The sequence below is a fragment of the Caballeronia sp. SBC1 genome (assembly GCF_011493005.1).
In the GTDB taxonomy this organism is placed as follows: Bacteria; Pseudomonadota; Gammaproteobacteria; order Burkholderiales; family Burkholderiaceae; genus Caballeronia.
Genome location: NZ_CP049157.1, coordinates 659,648 through 685,928 on the forward strand (window position 1 = coordinate 659,648; position 26,281 = coordinate 685,928).

The 26,281-nt window shown below is 59.4% G+C and carries 24 protein-coding genes; 15 read left to right on the forward strand and 9 right to left on the reverse strand.

Features of this window, described 5'->3' with window-relative positions:
- The first annotated feature begins 145 nt into the window (after nt 1–145).
- The 5 genes from SBC1_RS20985 to SBC1_RS21005 all read left to right on the forward strand — a co-directional run bounded on the left by SBC1_RS20985 (nt 146) and on the right by SBC1_RS21005 (nt 5,704).
- Nucleotides 146–805: a PadR family transcriptional regulator gene (locus SBC1_RS20985; protein WP_165096935.1), complete on the forward strand. Its 660-nt coding sequence runs from the start codon at nt 146–148 to the stop codon at nt 803–805.
- Nucleotides 802–2,145 carry an NAD(P)/FAD-dependent oxidoreductase gene (locus SBC1_RS20990; protein WP_241202249.1) on the forward strand — a complete coding sequence of 448 codons (1,344 nt, stop codon included), beginning with the start codon at nt 802–804 and terminating at the stop codon, nt 2,143–2,145. The genes SBC1_RS20985 and SBC1_RS20990 overlap by 4 nt, the downstream gene beginning before the upstream one ends.
- A gap of 52 nt (nt 2,146–2,197) precedes the next feature.
- Entirely contained in the window at nt 2,198–4,048 is a 1,851-nt protein-coding gene (locus SBC1_RS20995) for an FAD-dependent oxidoreductase (protein ID WP_165096931.1), read from the forward strand.
- A 75-nt stretch (nt 4,049–4,123) separates the two neighbouring features.
- Nucleotides 4,124–5,032 (forward strand): ion channel, encoded by a 909-nt coding sequence (locus tag SBC1_RS21000; protein ID WP_165096928.1) that lies wholly within the window; start codon nt 4,124–4,126, stop codon nt 5,030–5,032.
- A gap of 159 nt (nt 5,033–5,191) precedes the next feature.
- Nucleotides 5,192–5,704, forward strand: a complete 513-nt coding sequence (locus SBC1_RS21005) for a DinB family protein (protein ID WP_165096925.1) — start codon at nt 5,192–5,194, stop codon at nt 5,702–5,704.
- Nucleotides 5,705–5,740: 36 nt separating this feature from the next.
- On the opposite strand, the gene SBC1_RS21010 is transcribed toward SBC1_RS21005, so the two are convergent.
- On the reverse strand, nt 5,741–6,706 hold the full coding sequence (locus SBC1_RS21010) for a GlxA family transcriptional regulator (RefSeq protein WP_165096922.1): 966 nt from the start codon (nt 6,704–6,706) through the stop codon (nt 5,741–5,743).
- A gap of 351 nt (nt 6,707–7,057) precedes the next feature.
- Between SBC1_RS21010 and SBC1_RS21015 the strand changes: the two genes are divergently transcribed.
- The gene (locus SBC1_RS21015) at nt 7,058–8,272 is read left to right on the forward strand and encodes a gamma-butyrobetaine dioxygenase (RefSeq protein ID WP_165096910.1); all 1,215 of its coding nucleotides are present in this window, start codon (nt 7,058–7,060) and stop codon (nt 8,270–8,272) included.
- Between the two features lie 16 nt (nt 8,273–8,288).
- Here the strand turns inward: SBC1_RS21015 and SBC1_RS21020 are convergent, their stop codons facing one another.
- Entirely contained in the window at nt 8,289–9,248 is a 960-nt protein-coding gene (locus SBC1_RS21020) for a LysR family transcriptional regulator (protein WP_165096907.1), read from the reverse strand.
- Between the two features lie 115 nt (nt 9,249–9,363).
- Between SBC1_RS21020 and SBC1_RS21025 the strand changes: the two genes are divergently transcribed.
- Nucleotides 9,364–10,548 carry a M20 aminoacylase family protein gene (locus SBC1_RS21025; RefSeq protein WP_165096904.1) on the forward strand — a complete coding sequence of 395 codons (1,185 nt, stop codon included), beginning with the start codon at nt 9,364–9,366 and terminating at the stop codon, nt 10,546–10,548.
- 113 nt (nt 10,549–10,661) lie between these two features.
- Entirely contained in the window at nt 10,662–11,936 is a 1,275-nt protein-coding gene (locus SBC1_RS21030; RefSeq protein WP_165096901.1) for an MFS transporter, read from the forward strand.
- Nucleotides 11,937–12,605: 669 nt separating this feature from the next.
- Here SBC1_RS21030 and SBC1_RS21035 read toward each other — a convergent pair.
- Together SBC1_RS21035 and SBC1_RS21040 are read right to left on the reverse strand one after the other, a co-directional pair.
- Complete coding sequence (locus SBC1_RS21035) at nt 12,606–12,971, reverse strand: hypothetical protein (protein ID WP_165096898.1); 366 nt, start codon at nt 12,969–12,971, stop codon at nt 12,606–12,608.
- A complete protein-coding gene (locus SBC1_RS21040; RefSeq protein ID WP_241202248.1) occupies nt 12,968–14,137 on the reverse strand; it encodes a DUF6402 family protein in 1,170 nt (389 codons plus the stop codon). Before SBC1_RS21040 ends, SBC1_RS21035 begins: the two co-directional genes overlap by 4 nt.
- Before the next feature lie 585 nt (nt 14,138–14,722).
- On the opposite strand from SBC1_RS21040, the gene SBC1_RS40640 reads away from it, so the two are divergent.
- On the forward strand, nt 14,723–15,109 hold the full coding sequence (locus SBC1_RS40640) for an NPCBM/NEW2 domain-containing protein (RefSeq protein WP_371826763.1): 387 nt from the start codon (nt 14,723–14,725) through the stop codon (nt 15,107–15,109).
- Here SBC1_RS40640 and SBC1_RS21050 read toward each other — a convergent pair.
- The 3 genes from SBC1_RS21050 to SBC1_RS21060 all read right to left on the reverse strand — a co-directional run bounded on the left by SBC1_RS21050 (nt 15,010) and on the right by SBC1_RS21060 (nt 16,797).
- On the reverse strand, nt 15,010–15,564 hold the full coding sequence (locus tag SBC1_RS21050) for a cysteine hydrolase family protein (protein ID WP_165096891.1): 555 nt from the start codon (nt 15,562–15,564) through the stop codon (nt 15,010–15,012). The genes SBC1_RS40640 and SBC1_RS21050 overlap by 100 nt on opposite strands.
- A gap of 222 nt (nt 15,565–15,786) precedes the next feature.
- The gene (locus SBC1_RS21055) at nt 15,787–16,314 is read right to left on the reverse strand and encodes a Spy/CpxP family protein refolding chaperone (protein WP_165096888.1); all 528 of its coding nucleotides are present in this window, start codon (nt 16,312–16,314) and stop codon (nt 15,787–15,789) included.
- A 144-nt stretch (nt 16,315–16,458) separates the two neighbouring features.
- Nucleotides 16,459–16,797 carry a hypothetical protein gene (locus SBC1_RS21060; protein ID WP_241202247.1) on the reverse strand — a complete coding sequence of 113 codons (339 nt, stop codon included), beginning with the start codon at nt 16,795–16,797 and terminating at the stop codon, nt 16,459–16,461.
- Between the two features lie 578 nt (nt 16,798–17,375).
- Between SBC1_RS21060 and SBC1_RS21065 the strand changes: the two genes are divergently transcribed.
- Together SBC1_RS21065 and SBC1_RS21070 are read left to right on the forward strand one after the other, a co-directional pair.
- Nucleotides 17,376–17,588, forward strand: a complete 213-nt coding sequence (locus SBC1_RS21065) for a DUF1059 domain-containing protein (protein ID WP_165096883.1) — start codon at nt 17,376–17,378, stop codon at nt 17,586–17,588.
- Between the two features lie 123 nt (nt 17,589–17,711).
- Nucleotides 17,712–18,767: a class I SAM-dependent methyltransferase gene (locus SBC1_RS21070; RefSeq protein WP_165096880.1), complete on the forward strand. Its 1,056-nt coding sequence runs from the start codon at nt 17,712–17,714 to the stop codon at nt 18,765–18,767.
- A 58-nt stretch (nt 18,768–18,825) separates the two neighbouring features.
- Here SBC1_RS21070 and SBC1_RS21075 read toward each other — a convergent pair whose 3' ends face one another.
- Nucleotides 18,826–19,632, reverse strand: a complete 807-nt coding sequence (locus SBC1_RS21075; protein WP_165096876.1) for a CerR family C-terminal domain-containing protein — start codon at nt 19,630–19,632, stop codon at nt 18,826–18,828.
- 92 nt (nt 19,633–19,724) lie between these two features.
- Here SBC1_RS21075 and SBC1_RS21080 point away from each other — a divergent pair, with 92 nt between their 5' ends.
- The 3 genes from SBC1_RS21080 to SBC1_RS21090 are packed head-to-tail and all read left to right on the forward strand — an operon-like array spanning nt 19,725 to nt 23,945.
- Nucleotides 19,725–20,864 (forward strand): HlyD family secretion protein, encoded by a 1,140-nt coding sequence (locus SBC1_RS21080; RefSeq protein ID WP_165096873.1) that lies wholly within the window; start codon nt 19,725–19,727, stop codon nt 20,862–20,864.
- Nucleotides 20,857–22,458: a DHA2 family efflux MFS transporter permease subunit gene (locus tag SBC1_RS21085; protein WP_165096868.1), complete on the forward strand. Its 1,602-nt coding sequence runs from the start codon at nt 20,857–20,859 to the stop codon at nt 22,456–22,458. The genes SBC1_RS21080 and SBC1_RS21085 overlap by 8 nt, the downstream gene beginning before the upstream one ends.
- Before the next feature lie 20 nt (nt 22,459–22,478).
- Nucleotides 22,479–23,945, forward strand: a complete 1,467-nt coding sequence (locus SBC1_RS21090) for an efflux transporter outer membrane subunit (RefSeq protein ID WP_165096864.1) — start codon at nt 22,479–22,481, stop codon at nt 23,943–23,945.
- 102 nt (nt 23,946–24,047) lie between these two features.
- On the opposite strand, the gene fabV is transcribed toward SBC1_RS21090, so the two are convergent.
- On the reverse strand, nt 24,048–25,244 hold the full coding sequence (gene fabV / locus SBC1_RS21095; protein WP_165096861.1) for an enoyl-ACP reductase FabV: 1,197 nt from the start codon (nt 25,242–25,244) through the stop codon (nt 24,048–24,050).
- A 234-nt stretch (nt 25,245–25,478) separates the two neighbouring features.
- On the opposite strand from fabV, the gene SBC1_RS21100 reads away from it, so the two are divergent.
- Nucleotides 25,479–26,234, forward strand: a complete 756-nt coding sequence (locus SBC1_RS21100) for an AAA family ATPase (protein ID WP_165096858.1) — start codon at nt 25,479–25,481, stop codon at nt 26,232–26,234.
- The last annotated feature ends 47 nt before the right edge of the window (nt 26,235–26,281 follow it).

Sequence of the window (26,281 nt, forward strand, 5' to 3'; positions counted from 1 at the left end):
CAGGTCCAGGGCGTTTTCGCCCGGGGCCTGTCATGTCATGTCACGTCACACGCTCCCCCGCACAGCCAACGCAATCGAATCCCGCTTGCCAATCCTGCAAAGCTAGTTATATTATGACTAGATACATTAAGACTAGTCGACACTCATGGTCCGTTATTCACCGCTCGCCCTCGCCGTTCTCGCCATGCTGACCGAAGCGCCCATGCATCCTTACCGGATGCAGCAGCTCATCAAGGCGCGCGGCAAGGACGAAGTCATCAATGTCAGCCAGCGCAACAGCCTCTATCAAACAATCGATCGCCTGATGCGCGGCGACTTGATCGCTGTGCGCGAGACGGAGCGCGATGGTGCATTCCCCGAGCGCACGGTCTACGAGATCACTGAGGCCGGCCGCGACACCGCCCGGCTCTGGCTGCGCGAACAGCTCGCTCAACCCGCGCACGAGTTTCCAGCGTTCCCGGCAGCGCTTTCGTTCCTGCCTGTGCTGACGCCCGAGGATGTGTGCCGGCAACTCGTGACACGGATCGGCGCACTGGAGCGCGAACTGACTCGCCTTGACTCAGTAAGCGAGCACGCCAACGCGGTACAGGTGCCGCGTTTATTCCTCCTCGAGAGCGAGTTGATCCGCGCGAAGCTCGTGGCAGAACTCGACTGGGTGCGCAGCGTGGCCGCCGACCTGAAGGCCGGAACCCTCACCTGGAGTCCAGAGTGGCTGGATGAAATCGCGAAACGCTTTGCGCTGCCCGCCGACGCTACCTCGTACAAACTGAACACGCCCACCCCGGGCAAGGAGACGAAAACATGAACCGCGAACCCATGAACGTCATCATCATTGGCGCCGGCACGGGTGGCTTGTGTCTCGCGCACGGTCTGAAGCAGGCAGGCATCACCGTGGCCGTCTATGAACGCGACCGTACTCGGACGGATGGCTTGCAGGGTTATCGCGTGGGCATCAATGCGCATGGCGTTGCATCCCTTGCCGCCTGCTTGCCGCCTGATCTGTTCGCGACCTTCCTTGCAACCTGCGCCCGCACGCCCGGCCACTTCAACATCCTGACGGAACGGTTGACCGAGTTGTTATCGGTCACGCTCGACGAGGAGTCCATGGGCGGGGGCAAATCCGTGAGCCGGATGACGCTTCGGCAAGTGCTGTTGACCGGATTGGAACAGCACATCCATTTCAACAAAACGTTTACCCGGTACGAGCAGAACGCCAACGGTAGCGTGACCGCGTTCTTCGACGACGGCACGCGCGCCACGGCTGACCTGCTGGTCGGTGCGGATGGCGCGCGCTCTAAAGTGCGCCGGCAACTGCTGCCCGAAGCGCGGATCGAGAACACCGGTATTGTCAGCATCGCGGCCAAGGTGCCGATGAGCGAAGCATCGCGCGCGCTGCTGCCGCCCAAGGCGCTGGACGGCATCACGCTGATCAACGCGCCGAAAGGCTTCGGCGCCATCGTGCATGTCATGGAGTTCCCGTGGGGCGCGGACGGTCCCAAGGAGGACATGGGCGGCAGCGATGCCGAGTTGCTCGCGCGCTGGCCAGGACTGCTGTTCGACAACACCCGCGACTATCTGATGTGGGGCGTATGGGGCGCGCTGCGTAACTTGCCGGCCAATCCGAAATCGCTCGGTCAGCCTGCGCTGCTCGCGCTGGCGACCGAGATCACCGACGGCTGGCATCCGAATCTGCGAGCGCTGATTCGCGCATCCGATCCGAGTACCGCCTTTGCCGTCGATGTCCGCACGTCGGTGCCCGTTGACGCGTGGCCGACCACCAATGTGACCGTCCTGGGCGACGCAGTGCACCTGATGACGCCGGGCCGCGGCGTCGGCGCCAACACCGCGTTGCGGGACGCGGCGCTGCTGACTGCACGCTTGAACGCGGCTCAACGCGGCGAGATGTCGGGCCACGACGCGGTCGCCGGCTACGAGGCGCAGATGCGCGAATACGGCTTCCATGCAGTGGCGGAATCGCGCAAGCAGTTTGACGCCGGTGGTGCGATACATCGCCCGTTAGTTGGCCGCGTGGCCCTCGGCGCGATGCGCACCGGTTTGCGCGTGGTGAATAACGTACCGTTGCTCAAGCGCCGCATGATCGATGCGGAAAACGATTTTCGTGGTGTAGAGGGTGCACAACGGTAGCCAACGGGGTTAACTTCACGGGTGCGACCAAATAAAGTTTTCACGCCAACCGATGAAACCTTCGACCCGAACGCTCTCGCGGAACAGACGACGTCTTTTGCAATTCGCAGCCGGGCTTCCGTTTTTGTCCGGCTTCTGGAAAACGACCCTCACACCCGCGCGGGCAGCGGTGGCGCCCAGTACGCCTGCCCGAGTGCGTCCGGGCGAACCGGGCTGGCCATCCGACGCAAAGTGGAAAGAACTCGGCCAGCAAGTCGGCGATGCACTGGTCAAAGTGCAATCGCCCTTCGCGACTTGCCTTAACTCGCCCGATAGCGCCGACTGCCAGCATTTGTTCAAGGAACTCAAAAACCCCTATTTTCTTGGCGATGAAGTCGGCCTGACGCAATCCCTTGGTTGGGTCGACGCGTGGACATCTACACCCAGTGTCTATGCGGTGGCCGCGCGCAATACGAATGACGTAGTCGCCGCCGTTAACTTCGCATGCCGAAATAATATGCGGCTTGTCGTGAAGGGTGGTGGCCACAGTTATCAAGGCACGTCCAATGCGCCGGACTCCCTGCTGATCTGGACGCGAAAAATGAACGACATCACCCTGCAAGACGCGTTCGTCGCTACGGGATGCGAGGGGCACGCCTCGCCGGTGCGGGCTGTCACGGTCGGAGCCGGCGCGCTCTGGGCACACGTCTATGATGCGGTCACCACGCAGGCCGGCGGTTACGTCCAAGGTGGCGGCTGCATGACGGTTGGCGTGGCCGGCCTGATCCAGAGCGGCGGGTTCGGAAGCTTTTCCAAAGCCTACGGACTGGCGGCGGGAAGCCTGCTCGAAGCCGAAGTCGTAACGGCCGACGGTGCCGTCCGAATCGCCAATGCCTGCACGAATCCCGACTTGTTCTGGGGGCTGAAAGGCGGCGGTGGTGGCAGCCTGGGCGTGGTCACACGGCTGACGCTTCGGGTCCACGAATTACCCGAGTCCTTCGGCGCGGTGAACATGACGATCAAGGCGACTTCAGCACCTGCATTTCGTCGGCTGATTGGCGTAGTCATCGACTTCTATCATCAGGACCTGATGAACCCGCACTGGGGCGAGCAGATCAGGTTTCGTCCCAACAACGTCCTCAATATCTCGATGGTGTTCCAGGGCCTCAGCCGCAGCGAAGCACAAGCGGTCTGGCAGCCGTTCATAGATAAGCTCGCCTCCTCCCCGGACGATTTCAAGGTGGAGTTCTCGCCGCTGAAGATCGTTGCCCTGCCGGCTCGCAGTTTCTGGGCTCCGACGATGTTCAAGAAGCTCCTCGGCTTCATCAGCACCGACGACCGGCCGGGCGCATCCAGCGACAATATCTTCTGGTCGGGTAATCGGGGAGAGGCAGGACAAGTGTTGCACGGCTACGAGTCCGCGTGGCTTCCTGCGGCCTTGCTGCAAGATGACCAGCGTCAAGCGCTGGCTGATACGCTATTTGCCGCGAGCCGGCAGTGGAGCGTGTCGCTGCACGTCAACAAGGGTTTGGCGGGTGCGCCCGCCGAAGCCATCGCGGCAGCAAGTGACTGCGCCACTAACCCGGTCGCGCTGGACGCCTTCGCGCTGCTCATTGCCGGGGCGGAAGGACCGCCAGCCTATCCGGGCATTCAGAGCCACGAGCCGGATATTGAAGCAGCGCGGCGGGCTGCGCGCGCTATCGGGCGCGCGATGGACGAGGTGCGCAAGCTGGTTCCGAACCCGGGCTCTTACGTCTCTGAAAGCAATTTCTTCAACGCGGATTGGCAACGGGCTTTCTGGGGATCGAATTACAGCAGGCTGCTTGCCGTGAAAAATCAGTATGATCCCGAAGGCTTGTTCTTCGTTCATCACGGCGTGGGGAGCGAACGCTGGAGCGCCGACGGTTTCACGAAACTTGCATAAGACCAATAGCCGTTGAGCATCCGCACGCGCACCGCTCGAGATGTCCCGCCTGCCCCTTTGAGAGTCATATCAACGATGTCATCGAATACTACTCAATCGCCATCAGACGAGGCATATGAGCCTGGGGCACCGCATCGCCGGCTGGCGCTGGATGAAAACCGTCATGTCATCACGCATGGACTCAAGACCTACTTCTGGCAGGACATTTACCACATCGCACTAACGGCCGGGTGGCCGCTGTTCTTCGCGGTCGTCGCTCTGCTATTCCTGCTGCTCAACTTCGGGTTCGCGTTGCTGTACCTGCTGGGGCATCACGCGATTGCAAACCAGGCTCCCGCTGGTCTGCTAGGCGCATTCTTCTTTAGCGTGGAGACGCTTGCAACGGTTGGCTACGGCGACATGCATCCGGATACCATCTACGGCCACAGCGTTGCCACGTTGGAAATATTCGTCGGCATGTCAGGCATTGCGTTGACGACCGGCATGATCTTCGCGCGGTTTTCGCGACCCCATGCGCGTATCCTGTTTGCCAAGCGCGCGGTGGTTCGTCCTATCGACGGCCGCATGACGCTCATGGTCCGCGCCGCCAACGCGCGCCAGAACGTGATTGTGGAAGCGAGGGCACGCATGCGCTTGATGCGCTCGGAGACCACTCCCGAAGGCTTCTATTTTCGCAAGGTGTTTGATCTTCCGCTGATCCGCGAACAGCACCCGATCTTCCTCCTCGGCTGGAGCATGATGCATGTCATAGATGAAGAAAGCCCGCTCTATGGCCAGACGCTCGAATCACTCAAAGCGACCAACTCCGAGTTGATGCTGATGGTGGAAGGCCTGGACGAAACCACGTCCCAGCCCATGCAGGCACGTTATTCATGGCCGCCTGAATGTATTCTTTGGCAGCATAAGTACGTCGACCTGATGTACGAGCGGGACGGCGAGACGCACCTCGACTACGGCAAGTTTCATGATGTCTTGCCGCTCTGACATGGAGTCTGGTTCTGCTCCGCAGCGCTTGGGGCGTCAACTGATCCGGCGGTTCATACAATCACTGTATCTGTCGCACCAATTTCTCGGCGGGTAAGCTAAAGCACGCTATTGCGCTTGATGGATTGCCCCATCTGATTCTTGCCATGGAAGGAAGCCATGACTGCCGCTAACAAGACCGTCCGAATGTTGACCCGCTATAAAGCCTGGGCCAACGATCTCGTCTTTTCCATGCTGAGGAACATGCCGTACGAAGAGGTTGTCCGGCCACGGCAGACACGCTTTGGAAACATGGTCCACACGCTGAACCACATCTACGTCATAGACGCCGTGTTCCAGGCTCATCTTCAGGGACGCGACCATGGTTACTCGGCACGCAATACGCCGAGTCATCCGTCTCTGGAAGAACTGTGGCAAGCCGTCCGGACGTTGGACCAGTGGTATGTCGATTTCGCCGAGAGTCTATCGGCCGACGATCTCGACCGGTCAATTCACTTCAAGTTCATTGGCGGTGGCGAGGGTGTCATGACCTGCAACGAAATGATCCTGCATGTGGTGAATCATGGTACTTATCACCGCGGGTTTGTTGGCGACATGATGTATCAGGCAGGAGTCACGCCATCCGCAACCGATCTTCCCGTGTTCCTTCGCGACGTGGCGCAGGAGGTTTAGCGCTGCATGGTTCCCCGATAAGAGGCGGCGCGTGGTTTATGAGCGGTCAGGACCCATGGTTCCCGCAGTTGCCTGCCGGTCTTCGCGCGGTGACCGTTCAAAGCGTTTCTTATAGCAGCGCGCAAAATAAGAAGGTGATTCGAACCCGCTCGCCAGGCTGACTTCCATAATGGAAAGGTCCGTTTGTTGCAGCAGTTGACGCCCTCTTTCCAGCCGCAGGTTCAAATAGAACCCGGCAGGCGATTCGCCCATGCTTGCCTGAAACAGCCGCTCGAGTTGCCGGCGGGTGATGTTGACATTCCTGGCCAGCGAATCAATAGCCAAGGGTGTTTCAATGTGCTGCTCCATCTGCGCAATAGCCGAGAGCAGCTTGGTGTTGTTCACGCCATAACGCTCAACGGGCGCCGCGCGCTGCAAGTTCTTCTGCGGACGAATCTGGCCCAGCACGAACTGGTCGGCTACCCGGATCGCAAGATCCCGCCCGTGACGTCGCGCGATCAATTCGAGCATCAGGTCCAGTGAGGCCGTTCCGCCGGCTGAGGTGATCCGCTGGCCGTCGATCTCGAAAATTTCATGACTGGTGCGTAACGCCGGATAGCGTTCTACGAACGCCGCGATCGTCTCCCAGTGAACGGTTACGCGAAATCTCTGCAGCAACCCCGCTTCCGCTAACACGAAAGCGCCAGTGTCCACGCCGCCAAGAATGACTCCCGCGTTTGCCTGTCGTTTCAGCCAATGCTTGAGCGTCCGGTCGAGGTGTGCCAGCGGATCATAGGCCGCGACGACGAACAGGATCGAGGCCGCCTCGATCGCTTGTAGCGGCCCGTCCACTGCCATCGACATGCCGTTGCTTGCCTCCACCGGATGTCCGTCCGCGCTTAAGACTTTCCAGCGATACAAGTCGCCGCCGAGCCGGTTAGCGGATCGCAAAGGTTCGGCTATGGCCGCAAAGTCGAGCAGCGAAAAACCGGGCATCAGCAAAAAAACAATGAGTTCGCTCATGGGTGAACACTCCAACCAAAACTGACGGCGCCGTAAAACAGCGAAAGCGCTCGAACGCTTTTCGCATTCTCAATCGATTGTCGCAAAATTAGCAATCGAGGTCGCATATTTATTGTTTATTTTTAAACAGGAACCGTAAAGTTAGCCGGACGCTGGGTAGGATTCAGTTCCGTTCGGGCGCTGGCGGCAGCCCCTCCGGCCAGCGCCTGGAGGCGAGTCACCGTAACGTGATGCGAAATCATAAATCCTTATAAATTAGGATTACATATCTAATAAATTGAGCGGGAATCCATCCACTAACGTAATAACAACCCGACCGCAACAAACACACAGCACAACACGGAGATGAATATGAACGCAATTGCAAGCCCGGCCAACGAAACTTTCTCCGCAGACTGGAGAACGTTCGAATCTAACCATCGCCTTCGGACCGTCAAACTCGTGAGCGACAGCCTGGAAACAACATGGGACGATGACCGGATCAGCCACTACCATTTCTTATGGCTGCGCGACAATTGCCCGTGCTCCAAGTGCGTCCATCCGGGTACCCGCGAACAAATGTTCGAGGTGGTGGATGCACCGGATGACCTTGCCGCCGAGAGCGTTTCCCTGAATGCCACGGGTGCACTGAATGTGCACTGGAGCGACGGCCATCGCAGCGTGTATGAAGCCGGCTGGTTGCGTTCCCACGCCTACGACCCTATGTCCCGAAGCGAACGGGCAGACCGGCTGCGCAGCGTCCGTCCCTGGGAAAACAACCTGCTTATCCCTATGTTCGATTACTCGGACGTGATGTCATCCGACTCTGTCCTGCTCGACTGGCTGCTTGCGGCGCGCGATGTTGGATTGACCATGCTCACCGGCATGCCGTCAACCGACGAAGGGGTGGAAACCGTGGCTAGGCGCATATCGTTTATTCGCGAGAGCAATTTCGGCATTACCTTCGAAGTCAGGACGAAAGCGGAAGCCGCCGATAGCAATGCCTACACAGCCCTGGAATTGCCGGCACACACCGACCTGCCAACCCGGGAGCTTCAGCCCGGCTTGCAGTTTCTTCATTGCCTGATCAACGACGCCACCGGCGGAGAAAGTACCTTCGTGGATGGATTCGCGATCGCAGCGACTTTACAAGCAGAGTCACCCGAAGACTTCCGCCTGCTGTGCGAGCACCCGGTAGAGTTCTGGAACAAAGCGGCGCAGAGCGACTATCGCAGCTATGCACCTATTATTGGCCTGGACTCGCGCGGCGAGGTGAGTGAAATCCGGCTGGCGAACTGGCTTCGTGCGCCCTTCAACTTGCCGGCCTCCGAGATGGGCGCTTTCTATCGCGCGTATCGGCACTTTTCCGCGCTTACCCGGGATTCGCGATTCATAGTGAGCCGCCGGTTGGAAGCAGGCCAAATGTGGTGCTTCGATAATCGCAGGACCATGCATGCCCGCAAAGCTTTCGATCAGGCGAGCGGGAAGCGTTTCCTGCGAGGGTGTTACATGGACCGCGATGAGCTGCTCTCGCGCATTCTTGTACTGCAACGCAGTCATCCTGGCCGCTTGATCCGCGCCGCTTAGCGATTGCACAACACCATCACTCGCTCTGCTTCGGCGACGTAACGGCCCATCGCCGCTGCATCGCTTCTACAAGTTGCCGCCACAGGAATTCAGCAGCCGGAGAAAGGCGCCGGCCTACACGCCGTATTGCCTGGCTGCTGAATTCACGTGCGATCGGATGCTCCAGTTCCAGCGCAACCAGACGCCCCGCGTCAAGGTATTGCCGCGCCGCATCGGTCGACATGAACGCCACGCCCAGTCCCGCTGCTGCAATGGCCTGGGCAGCCGAAAAAAGATCGCAGCGGTACGACGGCGTCAGGTTCAGCCGCTCTGCGCGAATGATGGCATCAAGATATTGCTGGGCGCCAAAGCGCTCGGGCATGAAGATAAGCCGCTGATCGCGCAACTGTTCAAAGCGGATTCGACGCTCGCCCGCCAAAGCATGGCGCGGACTGACGAGCGCACAGAATTGCGCCGCCCGGAAGGTGCGGGAACGTATGGCGGGGTCGCTGCCGCCGCCCGCGCATAAGCCAAGATCGACGTCGTCGTTGCGGACCATCGCGATGATTTCCGACGTCGCGCCGCTGCGCAGTTCCACCACAATGTCAGGAAACTGCAAGCTGAAGCGCTCCAGCACGGTGGCCAGCAGATTCTCGACAAACCCCTCGCCCACGCCAATGCCCAGCCGTCCGCGCCGCAGGCTCCTGAACTCTTCCAGTTGTGCCAGCATGTCCGCATCGCGGCGGCAGCTCTCGCGGAAATGTTCGACGAGGCTTAGCCCGATCTCGGTCAACACCGCGCGCCTGCCGCGCCGCTCCAGCAGTACAACCCCGTGGTCGCGTTCGAGTTGCGCCACTTGCCGGCTGATCACCGAACCGTTGATGGCTAGCGCGTCGGCTGCGGCGCGCACTCCGCCGTGCACGTCGATTTCATGTAAATAACGCAGGCTCCGGGCGCTAAGCAAATTCTCGCGGGCAGGCGTATTGTCTTTAGCCATAGCTTTGTCTGTTGACATAGAGGTCAACATTATCGGTCAGCGAACGTCATTGATTAGCGGATTTTGCGGCAGAATACTCCCCCATTGGATTTCTTACAGAGAGACACCCACGACCATGGAAAATACCAAGGGCTTTTGCTCACTAGACGACACCACGGATCTGCGCGATGAACTAAGCGATATCCGTCATCGCCTGCATCAGAATCCGGAGCTTGCGTATAAGGAGTTTCAAACCTCCGACCTCGTTGCGCAAAGCCTGGAAAGCTGGGGTTACAAGGTGACGCGTGGCCTGGGTGGCACTGGTATGGTCGCTTCACTCACGACGGGTACGGGCACCCGTGCGGTGGCCGTACGCGCCGACATGGATGCGTTGCCGATTGCCGAGGAAACCGGCTTGCCGTACGCCAGCCGCAACGCGGGCCTGATGCACGCTTGCGGTCACGACGGCCACACCACCATGGTCCTGGGCGCCGCGCGTCACCTCGCGCGCACTCGCGCATTCAACGGCACGGTTCATCTCGTGTTCCAGCCCGCCGAAGAGATTGGCGCAGACAGCGGCGCCATGCGAATGATTGCCGACGGCTTGTTCGAGCGCTTCCCCTGCGAGGCAATCTTCGGCTTGCACAATCATCCCGGCTATCCGGCAGGCACGTTCATGTTCCGCAGCGGCCCCTTCATGGCCGCGTCGGATACGGTCAACATCACCATTCACGGCCGTGGCGGCCACGCAGCGCGCCCGCATCTTGCCGTGGACCCGGTGGTGATCGGTGCGGGTCTGGTGACCGCGTTGCAGACGGTGGTCGCACGCAGTATTGACCCCATGCAAACCGCCGTGGTCACGGTTGGCGCGTTCAACGCGGGCCATGCCGCTAACGTGATTCCTGAGTCCGCACGTTTGCAGATCAGCGTTCGTTCGTTCGACCCCGCTGTGCGCAAGCTGCTCGAAGCACGTATCCGCGCGCTGACGGATGCTCAGGCGAGCGCGTATGGCGCACGCGTGGAGATTGAGTACGTGCCGGGTTATCCGGTCGTGATCAACAGTCAGGCCGAGACGGAACTGGCATTGCAAGTGGCGCGCGAACTGGTTGGCGATGACCGGGTTGTCGATAACTTTGGCCCAATCGCAGGCAGCGAAGATTTTGCTTATTACCTGCAGAAAAAGCCGGGATGTTTCCTGCGCTTGGGCAATGGTGAAAGCGCGCCGATGCTGCATAACGCGTCCTACGATTTCAACGATGACAACCTCACCGTCGGCGCGGCCTACTGGACTCGTCTGGTCGAGCGTTTTCTCGCGCAGTAGGCTTCTCGCGGATGAATCGGTAGAAACATCGTTAGCAATTAAAGCGGCGCACTGTGCGATGCCTCGGCATCGCGCTTAGTCGTGCGCAAGACCCAAGCACTCACGGGACTTTCATGTCAGTCATTACAGCCCAGCCTGCTAAAGCGGTTTCGCAAAGCAAGATCGTGATTGCCGCGATCATCGGCAATCTGCTCGAGTTTTACGATTTCACCGTCTATAGCTTTTTCGCGCTTACGATAGCCAAGCTGTTCTTCCCGGCGCATGACCCGGTTGTCTCCACGCTGCTCGCGCTGTCCGCGTTTGCGATTGGCTTTGTCGCGCGTCCGGTCGGCGGCTTCGTGCTGGGTCACTACGCGGACAAACGCGGCCGGCGTGCTGCACTGACCCTGACCATCTTCCTGATGGCGATAGGCGCAGCCATGATCGGCCTGGCGCCGACTTACGCAAGCATTGGCCTCGCCGCTCCGGCGTTGATCATCTTTGCTCGACTGCTGCAGGGCTTCGCGCAGGGCGGTGAATTCGGCGCCGCCACCGCAACGTTGCTCGAGACGGGCTCCGCTAAGGGCCGCGGCTTTCGGGCTAGCTGGCAGCTCGCGAGTCAAGGCGCCGCTGCACTGATGGGCTCGGGTATTGCGGCACTGCTGACTTATCGGCTAAGCGGCGAGCAACTACTCGACTGGGGATGGCGCGTGCCGTTCCTGATAGGCACGCTGATCATGCCGGTTGGCGTGTATTTGCGTCGGCACATTGTGGAAGAACCGCCGAAGCAGGCCAAGACAGTCAGGTCGAGTGCGGAGCCGGGCCTTGTGCGCAAGTGGTTCCTGACCGTGTTCGCCATCATGGGCATGACAGTGGCAACCTACGTCCTCATGTACTACATCCCGACTTATTCAATCCAGTACCTGAAGATGCCAGCCAAGCTTTCCATGCTGGTGTCGATCTGCGCGGCGATCGTATCGTTGACGCTTTGCCCGATCTGGGGCGCGCTATCCGACAAGATGCAACGTCGCAAGCCGCTGATCCTGGTGGGACGCATTGCGCTGATCGTACTGCTTTATCCGGCGTTCTGGTTGATGAACCAGTTTCCTTCGTTGCCGGTCATGGTGGGATTGATCGTGCTGCTGATGTTGTTCTACACAATGGGTTCGGCGCCGGCTTATGCCCTCATGCCGGAGAACTTTCCGAAGCATGTGCGCGCGGGTTATCTCGCGAGTGCGTATGCGGTGGCGGTGTCAGTGTTTGGGGGTTCGGCGCAACTGGTTGTGGCGTGGCTTATCAAGGTTACGGGCAATACGATGGCCCCCGCGTGGTACATGATCGTGTGCGTGATTATTTCGTTGATCGCCGTTTCGATGCTGGAGGAAACCGGTGGGCGTGAGCTGACTTGAGGGAGTTCGTTCGCACTCGGGTTGGGAGTTGGACGGTTCTGTTTTCCGCGGGTTTGGTCGCTACGCTACGCGCACCTAAGCCCAGACGTTCGCGCGGCGGCGGTCGAGTTGCTTTGCTTGCATCCCGGACAACCTGCGCAAGCTGACCATCATCCGAAGCCCGCGCAACTCACAATTTAGAGCGTTTTTACGCACATACAGCCCTTCGCGCGAAGGGCTTTTTTTTTGTCCGTCTCAGAATGACCGCGCTTGGCCGCTAGTGCTCGTATTTGCCCTTCGGGAATCGGCACATTACCCGTCGCGCGCGCCAACCGTCGACCGCTCTAGCGCGCTACATCGAACGCCGGGCGCCACCAACGCACGCGAGCGGGTACTAACGAGCAAGGACCCCACCATGACAGACGCAATGCCGGGAAAAAGTTGCTTACACGATCAACGAATTTTGCACGCTCTATCACATGGGCCGCACGCACTATTACGCGCCGCAAGCGAGCGGCGAAGGCCCGGTGGAACTAGGTGCCGGGCCGCGCAAGGTTTTGATTGCCCGCGCAGCGCTGAAGCGTGGGAACAGCGGTTCGAGAAACAATCCGCGGACGACGATGACGCTAGCAAAGCCGCATAAACCCCACCACGCCGTCATGAGAACAAAGGCGGTGCAGCGGGGGCGGCTTACAAGTGTGGCCGGGCTGCTAGGAGCTTGTCCCACGTGGAAGCCGGGAGCGTAATAAAAGCGTCGTCATCGCCTCCAGTGGAAAATGACATGGTGCCATCAACAAACCATAAAATTGTGGGTTCTGGTGTGCTGAATGTATGCTGCGCAAGCTTCTTTCCGCTCTTCGCGTCAAGTACCCGTCCAACATATTTTGAATCCCCGCCGGGAACCCATTGCAACAAGCACCGCTCGGCTATGTAAATACCGTTTGGCGAAGTTAATTTGTGGCATTCAGTGCCATGCTGAGTGGTGTCGAAAAGACTGAAATAAAGCACGCCGACGACCGCCGCGCAGAGCACGACGCGCTTGAGTATTGGCTTCATAGGGGTATCGTGATAGGCGGCACAACCGGAACATAGCGGCGATCCGAGTAAGTCACGAAGTCGCCGCCCCGCTGGTGTTTGAGCGCCCACTTTCGAAAGTCACTGTTGTAAACGGGGTAATAGACGTCACCCTTTACAAGTGGATTGCCAAGGGTGACGGGGTATTCTACGTAAGGTATATAAGGCGAGGTTGCGGCAACAGCATCGAGCGGGATAACAATAACGCCGTTGCTACTCCAGTGGCCTAGATACTGGGACCGGTCGCCTTGCTTGTCGGTGAATGTGTAGTTGTCTTTCACATAAACCCAGACACCCGTCACCGTCGCGATCTTTTGCCGTGAAGCTCTATCCCACCCGATGCGGGCGTGGCCAATGGCGGCGTAGAAATTAAACGAACCAATTGCGCCCGTGAGATCGTCAGGCGCGCCGCTGCGCTCCCACTGCGTGGTTAGTAAAAGGTTGATTTTTTGCGCGAATGTACCGTCTACGCCGACAAATTGAAAATGGAAATGACGGTGCAGCATTACGGGGTCTTTCTTGCAAAGTTCTTCCGGAAAGAGATCGCCGAGCGTTTCCTTATAGGGGCTAAGCCTTTCGATGAGCATCTTGTGTGCTCTCTCTGATCGAATGCGCTCGTTTATCAGATTGTCGAAGCTTTCCTTCGTACGCGTAAACTTCAGCACCCAATCGATTTTTACCGTGGTGGTATCGTACATATCAGGCGGGTAAGGCTTGCCATCCTGATTAATAGTCGCAGCTTCATCGTCATCTGTCGGAGAATAGTTAAGCCTTCCCGCGAACCATCGTTCCATAAGGGCGGCTGAGACCGGTAAGTGCAGCTTACGCATTGCGCCCGGAATCTCTTGAATGTCGAACGGTGGAACCGTTTTTTCCTGTTCTACCGGTTTCGTCGGCTTCGGCGTTTTCGGCGGATCCGGTGTCTCCATCCAAGTTTTGAAGCGCGAATGCAACTCCATCATTTTTATTAATCCATCGCCTGGCTGTGGCTTTAGCCTTTCCGGGGCGGGTGCAGACGGCGTCTTGAGATTCTCGCGCACAGGTGGCGCACGATCCAACGACAGCGACACCTCGCGCACGATGCGCGCACCGTCTTCTTTGCTCACGTACGGCAACAGCTTATGCACCTTGTAATACAGCAGAGTCACCAGCTGGTCTCCTACCTTTGTCGTTGAGCGCCATCGAATAAATGGCTGTTTGCCGGAAGTAATCGATGGTTTTATTTTTGCAACAACCGCTACGCTACAGCACTTTTCCGCGCGTCCATCTCAATAAACAGGCGGGCGCGCGGGCGGTGACTTACACGGGGGTTTGCTTCAACGCCTTTGTGGCAATGCGCGGATAGCATCGACGCGCCAGAAAAGAGATGGGCGGGAAAAGCCACACCGGGCGGAAAGCGCCCACTTCGAACGCCGCGTCTCCAAGTGGATAGGGAAATGAGAATCAGCGTAAGCACTTGTTCGACCCTGAGCAACTTATCCGGCGGCAACTCTGCAACGTATAGGAGCGCCGCCACGGCGTCGCCTACCTGCGGAAACTGACCGGAACCGATGCCCTCGCGCTCAACGCCCCGCTCGCACTTTCGAACTGGATCTGGTCAGCACACAGTCCGGTGCAGTCGTCAAAGTCTGGCCGAGCAATGACGCGCTGCCGGTCGGCGCGATTGCGCGGCTGCCGTCATCGTCAATGGAACGTCGTACCGCGATGGCCTCACGGTGAACGCACTTGCGCAGATGGTCTATCGCCTCGGTGACCACTGCAGCACGTTCCAGAGCGATATCGGCCTGGACGCCGAGGCAAAGGGAGCAGGTACCGTGGACTTTCAGGTCTGGGCGGACAACGTCATGCTCTATGACAGCGGTGTTATTACGGGATCGTCGCCGACGAAGACCGTCCGCGTGGGCCTGAACGGCTACCAGACCCTTCAGCTTGTCGTGACCGATGCGCAAGACGGCATCACTAACGACGTGGCGGACTGGGCGACCCTACGCTCGTCTGCGGATCGTGAGAGACCAAGCAATCACACATATGCCTCACCGGCATCGAAGCGAATGTTTGCGGTTGTCACTGCCTTGATGGTCGGGCCGAAACTGCTGATATCCGGCAAGGTCGCATTGTGATGCTCGACGATTCTGGCAGCAGTGGCATGGACCTTGTCGTGCGTAGTGTGAGCGTCAGCGACGAGCGTTACGCGGTATCCGAGAGCGGCAGCGCGGCGCACCGTTGTATCGACACAGAACTCCGTGGCGTAGCCGCATATGACGACGTCGGATACGCCACTGCTCTCAAGTATCGATCCAAGATTTGTCCTCAAAAATGAGTCCGGCGTTGTTTTACGAACTATCTCGTCAGACGCGTGCACGTGCAGCTCTTCAGCAAGCGCCCAGCCGGGCGAGCCATACTCAAGGTCACCCGTCGCCGTTTCATGCTGGATAAAAATCACCGGAACGCCGGCAGCCCGCGCCCGTGAAGTCAGTTCGTTGATGCGTGCAAAAACATCCACGGACATTGCCGGTGAAGGAGATGGCCGGAACAGACCCTCTTGCACATCGACTACTATCAGCGCTGCGACCATATTTTCGCTCCCGGGAAAACCGTAGTCTAGCTGACCGCGCCTCCCGGTCTACAAGCTGATGGGAGCGGTCGCCGGTATGGAGCTCATGCTTATCAGTGCCCTTCATGCGATTGAAGCTGCAAAAAAATCCCCAAGAGAAAAGGTTTCCAGCCGAATCCTTTATCCGGGGAAATCGAGCCCCGCCGTGCCGGCTAAGGGCTCGCGCAATAGAACAAACGAAGCTTAGTTCGAGGCCGGTGCCGGAGCCGCCGCCGCAGGCTTATGCTTACGCGATGCTGCATGCCTCTTCGCGTGGTCATTTCTAAACAGCGGGTCAGCAATCTTCTTCTGATCGTCGGACAGCGTGGCGTAAAGGGCGCTAAACGACGCTGCCAGCTTCTGCATATTGTCCGCGTGCAATTGGGCCAACTCGGCGTAGGACTTCATGGCGTCGTCTGCGTTCTCCGAAGGCAGCTTGTGTGCGCGATCGCGGAAGGCCTGATCGGTCTTGGCCGCATTGTCGCGCATCGTTTGCGCAAAAGCGTCCCACTGTGGCGCTTGCTGGCTCGTGATCTTCATCTGCGCGTGCAGGTCGTCGATTCGTTTCTCCACAAAATCTGCGTGCTTCTGTGCATGGCTAACGGGCGCCGACGCGGCCGAAGAAGGCGCAGCGGTTGCATCGCTTGCCGCCGTGGACTGCGCCCACGCGGAAGTCGTGAAGGCAAGCGCCAGCAAAGCAGGTGCAACAGCAATACGAATGGATGGTTTCATGTTGGGAGGCTTGAATTGAGTTGTTGGATTCGCGACGTTTTTATCAGGACGCATTGTGGTCTTGTTGCCGGCCAATGTACCGATGAGCTCAATGTGCTTTCAGCGAGTTTGGCGCGCTCGGGGTAGCAAGCTCACCAAGCAATTTCAGTAACCGGGAGGATAACTATTCGGGTAATAAGCGACGCCCGGCGGTGGCGGAGGCGGAGGTGCTGAATACACCACAGGAGGAGGCGCCTGCGTGGCGGCCCCCGCAATAGCCGCACCCGCGACAACGCCCAGTAGCGCGCCGACGAGCAGGCCACCACCGCCGCCGCCGCCCCCGCCGCCTCGATAACCGCCACGGTCACCACCATGGTACCCACCGTGGCCGCCGCGATCGTCACGGTGCTGCGCTTGTGCCGGTAGCACAGACGTTGCAGCGGCGATCGCGATGGCGACCGTCGCCAACCGGCGGTACAACAAACTTCGGGAATGCTGCATCATTAAGCTCATCTCCTTTCATGTAAAAGGTGAAGTGTCTGCATCGACAACCGCGAAGATTACCGATGAAGGACGATTAGGCCCAAGACGACCTGCGATCAAATGCAGAGGAGGAGTGACTCCACCGTCATTGCGCGACCAGCTTAGCCCCCATTACTTACAGTTCCATCGCGCAAAACCAGGCGCCACCGGCTACCCTCGTGCGTCTGCTCGTGTTTCTGATAACCCGCGGTTCAAGAAAGTTTCCGCAGTGAAGCCGATTGCCGATCCGTCGACTGAATCTCGTGGCCCGGAACGGATTCAGTATCGCCGTGATATCAGCAGGAACCAAGCCAGCCCGCCTCCAAAGCCGAACGGGCGTCCGCGCGCTCTTCTGCCTCACTCTTTTAACTCATTAGCGAAATAAAAATTCCCACCGTGACCGCGATGCTTTGCAGCCACGGAGCAGCGCTCAATGAGTCCGCAAGCCCCTTGTTAGCGACCTATAATTTTTGCAGGCGCATATTCGTTGGGAGGCGAGTGGCGCCGCCCGGCCCTTCTTTGTCACTTAACTCCCTACTTCGGAATTGGGGGATAACGCCATGACCCGCAAATACATCGACTGCCGCGAGTTTCCTAGCGAGATGAACTGCACCGTCGCGCTGTCTGCAGACTCCGACGAGGAACTCCTGGATGCCGCCGTCCAGCATGCCGTGTCCGTTCACAAACACACCGACTCTCCCGAACTGCGTGCCCAGTTGAGCGCGCTGTTCCACCAAGGCACTCCGCCGGTCGATTCACCGAAAACCGTATGACTATCTATTGAACGATCCAAGCCCTATTCTGACGAAGCGGCGCAGATAACATAATAAGTATGACGAACAAAATATGACGTAACGCCGTTATTCCAAAAGGGGATGCTTTTAAGGGAGCATGTCATGGCAGTCGACCAGTCAAAACTCGATGCATTCATGGGAGGGTTTGTCCACGATCTCGGCGCCGTGATGCACGCGGCCACTGTTGTCGTTGGCGATCAACTCGGGCTGTATAAGGCGCTCGCCGCCAAACCGCTACGTGCGGAAGAACTCGCGCAGGCGACCGAGACGGACGCACGTTATGTTCGCGAGTGGCTAAGCGCACAGGCTGCGAGCGGCTACGTCAACTACGATCCTGCGTCGGAACGCTTCAGCTTGAGCGAAGAACAGTCCTTTGCGCTCGCCGAGGAAGGCAGCCCGGCGTTCATACCCGGCGCGTTCCAGATCGCCGTCGCGCAGTTCAAGATCATCCCGAAGATGGTGAAGTCGTTCAAGACCGGACTGGGCGTTGGATGGCACGAGCACGATGTCTCCCTCTTTCACGGCACCGAGCGCTTCTTCCGTCCGGGCTATGCAGCGTATCTCGTGAACAACTGGATTCCGTCGCTTGGCGGCGTCGAGACGAAACTGAAAAGCGGCGCACGCGTAGCCGATGTTGGCTGCGGACATGGCGCGTCCACCATCATCATGGCGCAGGCTTACCCGCAGTCGGAGTTCGTGGGTTACGACTATCACGAGGGATCTATCGAGCACGCCAGAGAGTCGGCAGCAACCTCGGGGGTGGGAGACCGCGTGAGTTTCGAAGTCGCTTCGGCCGGAGATTATCCTGGACACGGTTACGACTTCGTCACCATGTTCGACTGTCTTCACGACATGGGCGATCCACTCGGGGCGTCACGTCACGTCTATGAAACCCTGGACGACGATGGCACGTGGATGATCGTCGAACCCTTTGCCAACGACACGCTTGAAGGAAACCTGAATCCCGTTGGACGGATCTTTTACTCGGCTTCTACGTTGATCTGTACACCGGCTTCCAGGGCCCAATCGGGCGCCATGTGCCTGGGCGCGCAAGCCGGCGAGCGGCGGATTCACGACGTGGTAACCGGAGGAGGTTTCCGGCAGTTTCGCCGGGCGACGGAGACGCCGTTCAATCTCGTGTTCGAGGCACGGCGATAAAACGGGCCTAAGATCCCCCGCATTGCGTGACGGGAACCCGCACGCAACGCCCCCTCCGTTACTTTTTTTCGGCTGCCTTCGCACTCTTGAGGGCGGCACGTTTTCTGGGCGCCGTCTTCACGACGGGCTTCTTACGTGCGCTCGCTTCCGCCTTCTTTGCCAAACCCTCCCTGCTCCATTGCTCAAGCAAAATCTGGGTTTGCGTGCGCACCGTCGCCTTGAGCAAGTCGCCCTTCTCGGCGTCTATCTCCGTCCATCCGAGCAACGCGAGCGTAGTGCGCGGCGCGACATGGAACATCAACAGTTGTCCGTGCAAACTCAGCATCCGGATCAACGTAAGCTGGTCGTCGGGTTTCGTGCCGGTGATGCGCGCAATCAGCCTTGACCCAACATCGTTCAAGGGCTGCCGCACACGCCGCATCATGATCTCTGATGCAACGGTCGGCTCATGCCCCGCCTGTTCACGCGTAAAGAAAAGCCGCTGGTTAGACGTATCGCAAGCCTTCGCGAACATACGGTCCGCAATCGCTTCCTGAATGCGAATGAAAGCATCGATCAGCACGGGAACATCACTGTCCTTGTTCAAGACATCGGCTGCGTGAGTCACCACCGGCTCAAGCGTGACCCAGGACGAATCAGCGAGAAATTCCGCACACGCCCGGTACACCCCCTCTTTATTCTCGAAGTAATACTGCAGCGCGGGTGCATTTACCCCGGCGCGCGCAGCGATGTCACGCGTGGACGCGCCCTCGAAACCATGCTCTCCAAAAGACTCAATTGCCGCTTCGATAATTCGCAGCCTTGTCTCGTCGCCTCGCACATATCCGCCGGCCGACGGACGGCGTAGCCGTTTTGTGTCGTTCATTCGTGCTTCTCCCTTCAACGAAACAAATATATCACTTGACACAATTTTACCAACTGGAATAATTGTTCCGATTGGAATAATTTAGGTCAAAAATGTCAACAACCGCAGGGTTGCCTCCGCACGAAGTGCCACAAGATTCCGCCGCTTCGCCTACGCGCCGGTCTGGAAGACGCATGATCCTGGTGGCGCTTGGGATCATTGCGGTGATCCTTGCGGGAATCTGGCTTGCCCGCTGGTGGACTGTTGGGCGCTTTATTGAAAGCACTGACGATGCCTATTTGCAAGCCGACAGTGTCACTGTCGCGCCCAAGGTCAGCGGCTACGTGACCGACGTATACGTGGGCGATAACGCCACGGTCAAGGCCGGCGACCCGCTCGTCCGGCTCGATACCCGCCAGTACCAGGTCGCGCTCGACCAGGCGCAGGCGACCATCGCTGCACGCGCCGCGGATATCCAGCGCGCGCAAGCGGACATCCTCCAGCAGCACGCCAACATTGAACAGGCCAAAGCGCAGCAGCAAGTCGCACGAGTAAGCGCTCAGCACGCACGCGATGAAGTCCAGCGCTACGCACCGCTCGCTGCCACCGGCGCTGAAACCAGCGAACGGCTGTCTGAGTTGACCAGCACGCGCGATCAGGCACTGGCAACGCTGGCAGCCAATAGCGCCGCGGTCGATGCCGCCGAGACGCAGATCGCCGCCACCACCGCACAGATCGCTCAGGCGCGTGCCCAGCTCGAGGCAGCAGAGGCAAGCGCGCGGCAAGCGCACCTCGACCTGCAGGATACCGTGGTGCGCAGCGCACTGGCCGGCAAGGTTGGCGACCGCTCGGTTCGTGTTGGTCAATACGTACAGCCGGGCACGCGGATGCTGTCGGTGGTACCGGTGCAAAGTACCTATCTGACAGCCAACTTCAAGGAAACGCAGGTCGGCCACATGCGCGTCGGCCAGCCCGTGATCCTGCACGTGGATGCGCTGCCAGGCACCGACCTGCACGGCGTGGTCGACAGCTTTGCTCCCGGTACCGGCGCGCAGTTCGCGCTGCTGCCGCCGGAAAACGCCACGGGCAATTTCACCAAGATCGTCCAGCGAATTCCCGTGCGCATTCGCATTGAGACAGGGCCGGAGACACGCAGCGTGCTGCTGCCGGGCCTGTCGGTGACCGCCGATGTCGATACGCGTTCCTCCCGCGAAGGCGACCAGCGCATCAAAGCCGAGAACGACCATGGCTGATGTGACGACGGCAGCCGCTTCCTCGCCTGCGGCGCCCGCACCGGAGGCAGAGCGCGCGAGTGCGGCGGACTGGCTCGCGGTTGCGGCCGGCTCGCTGGGCGCGTTGATGGCCACGCTGGATATCTCGATCACCAACTCGGCCTTGCCGCAGATCCAGGGCGAGATTGGCGCAACCGGCACCGAGGGTACGTGGATCTCGACCGGCTACCTGATGTCCGAGATCGTCATGATCCCACTTGCCGCATGGCTTACGCGCGTGTTCGGCTTGCGTAACTTCCTGCTCGCCAATGCCACGCTGTTTATCGCGTTCTCCATGATGTGCGGATGGTCGCATAGCTTGCCCATGATGATCGCCGGGCGCATTGGGCAGGGCTTCGCAGGCGGCGCGATGATCCCGACCGCGCAGACCATCATTCGCACCCGGCTGCCACGCTCGCAGATGCCCGTCGGCATGACGATGTTCGGCTTGATCGTGTTGCTGGGTCCGCTGCTGGGACCGGTGCTCGGTGGATGGTTGGCGGAAAACATCAGCTGGAGCTGGTGCTTCTTTATCAACCTGCCTGTTTGTATTGCGCTGATCACCTTGCTGATCGTCGGACTGCCGTCGGACCGGCCGCAGTGGAGCACGTTTTTCAAGGCGGACTGGGTCGGCATTATTGGCCTCACAATCGGCCTGAGCTCGTTGACCGTCGTGCTCGAAGAAGGTCAGCGCGAACGCTGGTTCGAGTCCAGCATGATCGTCTCGCTGACCTGCGTGTCGCTGGTAGGCATGATGCTGATCGCCATTTCGCAACTGACTGCGCAGCGGCCGATCATGCGCCTGAACCTGATGCGCAACCCGCGTTATGCAAGCGTCATTGTCATTGTGTTTGCGGTCGGCGCGGGGCTGTATGGCGTGTCGTATCTGCTGCCGCAGTTCCTCGGCATAGTGTCCGGATACAACGCGCAGCAGTCGGGAGCCATCATGCTGATATCGGGCGTGCCGGCGTTCCTGATCATGCCCATCCTGCCGCGCATTCTCGGCAAGCTCGACTTTCGCATGCTTGTGATCGGTGGACTGTTGTTGTTTGCGTTGAGCTGCATGCTCGATATAGACCTGACTGCCCAGAGCGTTGGCCACGATTTCTTCTGGTCCCAGCTAATACGCGGCTTTGCGCAAATCCTCGCGTTGATGCCGTTGAACCAGGCGTCCATGGCGGCGGTCTCGCGCGAGGATTCAGGCGATGCAGCCGGCCTCTACAACATGGCCCGCAATCTTGGCGGCTCGGTTGGCCTCGCCATCATCGGGACCGTGATCGACCGGCGCACCACCTTTCATACCGCGATGATCCGCGAATCCCTGACGGCGAACTCGCTGGTCGGTCAGGAGCGCGTGGCGTCGAGCACCGCGAGCTGGTTCGCGCAAACCGGCGACATGGCTTACTCCAAAATGCGTGCGCTCGGCCAGATAGCCGCGCAGATCCATATGCAGGCTACTGTCATCACGTACTCCGAAACGTTCTATTTGCTCGGTCTCGCGCTGCTTGCCTGCGTGCCGCTCGCGCTCCTCCTGAAGACTCCGCGCGGTCCCGTTTCGACGTCCGCCGGCCATTGACGGCAAAGACACTATCCACGATGTTCCCTCGCCCTACTACTCCTTTTTTACTAACGCTGCTGGCGTCCGTCTGCGCGCTTTCGGCCTGCACCGTCGGCCCCGACTACGCCGGTGCGCCGCAGGTGGCGCCCGACGCGGCGCATGCCCCCAACTTCGTGCGTACGCCCGCGGTCGGCATGGTTTCCACACGCGCACCGAGTCAATGGTGGTTGTCGCTCAACGAGCCGCAACTGAACGCGCTGATCGACGCCGCGCTTGCGCATAACCCGGACGTTCATGCGGCGCAAGCGCGTCTGCGCGAAGCACGCGCGCAGTTGCAGCATCAAAAAGCGAACGGCATGCCGACCTCGTCTTTCGACGCCGCCGCGTTGCGCATGCGTGAGCCCAACCTGAGTTCGCTGTCATCGTCCCAGGGAAGTTCGGGCAGCTCATCCTCGTCCGGAGGAGGACCGCTGCAGCTCTATACCGCAGGCTTCGATGCATCGTGGGAGATCGATCTGTTCGGCGGCACGCGACGCGCGGTTGAAGCCGCTACGGCGGAAGCGGATGCGGTCGATGCCGACCTCGCCGACACGCAAGTGTCGCTCGCCGCGGAAGTCGCGCAAGCCTATGTCGACCTGCGTGATGAGCAACAGCGCCTGACGCTTGCACAACGCTCCGCGGAACTGGAACAGCAGATGCTCACGTTGACCCAGCAGCGCCGCGCGCACGGCACGGCTGCCGACATCGATGTGGAGCGCCTGACCACGCAGGTCGAGAACACCCGCGCGACGTTGACGCCGCTGGACCAGCAAGTTGCCGAGTCGCTCGATCAGCTCGCCGTGTTGACGGGCCAGGCGCCGGGCGCGCTCGATCAGGCGTTATCTGCACCACGTCCGTTGCCGACTTTGCCGGCGTCCGTGGCTATTGGTGACCCGGCTTCAATGTTGCAGCAACGGCCGGATATTCGCGCGGCGGAACGGCGCCTCGCTTCCAGCAACGCCCAGATCGGCGAGCACAAGGCTGACTTCTTCCCTAAGGTGACGTTGTTCGGTGACCTAGGCTATACCGCCGCCAATCCCGGCCACCTTGTCCGCAAAAACAACTTCAGCTGGATTGGCGCGCCCTATTTGCAGTGGAACATTCTGGACTTCGGCCGCACGCTCTCGAGTGTTCACAGCGCCGAAGCGTCTCGCGACGAAGCCGATGCGAAATACGCGCATGCGGTACTCGCCGCGTTGCAGGACGCGAATACTTCATTGTCGCGATATGGGCATCAGCGCGAACATCTGGCGACGCTGCAGCAAGTGCAAGCGTCGGCGGACCGCTCGGCTACCTTGATGCGCCAACGTTATACAGCGGGTGCGTCAAGCCTGATCGACCTGCTCGACACCCAACGCACGCAGTTTAGCGCGCAGCAAAATGTAGTCTCTGGACAAGCTGAGTTGCTGAAGGACTTTGTCTCCTTGCAGAAGAGCCTGGGACTTGGCTGGCGCGTGCAGGGGTGACGCGGGCGCGTTGAGGACATCGTCGCCGCTTGGGGCTGCGGCTCGCCCGCAAGCAGCTTTGGCGTGCCGGCCTCTATACAAACAGGCCGGCGCAGCCTGGACCTAATCCTGGACAATGCCAGGAATGTCCACCTTGAGATTGACATCAGCTTCATAGTCAACCCCATCGATCTCGAACCCGAACAGCCGTAGAAATTCGTGCTTATAGCCGGCGAAATCAGTGAGTTCGTAAAGGTTGTCGCTCGTCACCTGGTCCCACAGTTGCTGCACGCGAGCCTGCACCGCCGGACTGAGTTCCTTGTAGTCCGCGCGCAACCGGCCTTCCTGATCCATGCACGGCGAATCGCCATACAAACTGTCTTTATAGAGGCCATAGACCTGTTCTATGCAACCCTCGTGCGTCCCCTCTTCTTTCATGACCTTGAACAGCAAGGACAAGTACAACGGCATCATGGGAATGGCTGAGCTTGCCTGCGTGACAACCGCTTTCAATACCGAGACGCGTGCATCGCCACCATGACTGGACAGGCTGCCGCGAATCGAAAGTACCTTTTGATCCAGGTCTTTCTTGGCGGCGCCTATGGAGCCGTTCCAATAGATGTCGTGAGTTATCTTCTCGCCGAGGTATGTGAACGCGGTGGTCTTCGCGCCCTCCGCCAGAACGCCGGCTGCACGCAGTGCATCAATCCACATCTGCCAGTCTTCACCGCCCATCACGGCCACGGTGTTGTCGATCTCGCTTTGCGTCGCCGGCTCCAGGTGGCTTTCCTTGACAACTTCCTTGTCGGTATCGAGGCCGCGCAGCGTAATGGCCTTACCGACAGGTTTCAGTGTCGAGCTGAAGACCTCTCCGGTCTTCGGGTGCGTCCGCCGCGGTGCCGCGAGGCTATAGACGACCAGATCGACCTGCCCAAGGTCTCGCTTGATGACATCGATTGTCTTCTGCTTGATCTCGTCGGAAAAAGCGTCGCCGTTGATGCTCTTGGCATACAGGCCCTTCGCAGCCGCGAACCTCGTGAATGCTGCGGTGTTGTACCAACCGGGCGTGCCGGGCTTGTTTTCTTCACCTGGACGTTCGAAGAAAACACCGAGGGTCTCGGCGCCGCAACCAAATGCCGCCGTGATCCGGGCGGCAAGGCCGTACCCGGTCGACGCACCGATCACCAGAACTTTCCGGGGTCCACCCGCAATGGAGCCCTGTGCCGCCACATAGTCGATTTGTTTCTCGACGTTGGCTTCGCAGCCGACGGGATGAGTGGTCACGCAGATGAAACCGCGCACGCGTGGTTTGACGATCATGAAGGCCTCGCTTGTGAGGATGCCGGGATTGCAGCAGGGCGGCACTAAAAATTTCGAGCATTGTAATTGAGGCGCGTCATGTCGGCGCATGCTCGCTTCATTGCGCGGTATCTCAGCGAGTTAAGATTACGCTTCGTCAAAGCGGCGGCGGGCGCGGCTTTCCACAGTATCAACTCGATGCATTCCAACACCTCGCGTCACTTGCGAGCTTCGTAAAAGCATGACGCTCATATCATGATCTCTACCCAGTACATCAGCCGGATCAGCTTGCAGCGCGACAAGGTCGAGTCGTTCGATCGCTATCCATTCTCGCTGCCGGCAGTCCGGTCGCTGGAAACGCTTGAGCTGCATCCAAAGATGACTTTCTTCGTCGGCGAAAACGGCTCCGGGAAATCGACGCTTCTCGAGGCCATCGCTGTATCGATGGGATTCAACCCGGAAGGCGGCACGAAGAACTTTAACTTTGGCACCCGGGCATCACACTCGGTACTTGACGAATATCTGCGTGTTGCCAAAGGAGTAAGGCGTCCGAAGGACGGCTTCTTTCTGCGCGCGGAAAGCTTCTTCAATGTGGCGACCGAGATTGAGAACCTTGATGCTGAACCGGGGTTGGGTCCTCCCGTAATCAACTCCTACGGCGGCAATTCCCTGCACGAGCGCTCGCACGGCGAATCTTTTTTGGCGCTGCTGATGAACCGCTTCGGCGGCAAGGGTCTCTACCTCCTCGACGAGCCTGAAGCCGCATTGTCTCCACAACGGCAACTCACTGCACTTGCCAGGCTTCACGACCTGGCCCGCGACGAGTCGCAGTTCATCATTGCAACTCACTCGCCTATTCTGATGGCGTATCCGGACGCGTGGATATATGAGTTCACTACGGAAGGTGTAACGCGCGTCAGCTACGAAGAGACGGAACACTTCCAGGTCATGCGGTCGTTTTTGGCCAACCCCGAACGCATGCTGCGCGCGCTTCTGCGTGACGAGGAATGACGAGACCCGTCGAACGTTGAGCTCGGTCAATTTCATCGATGGCGGCG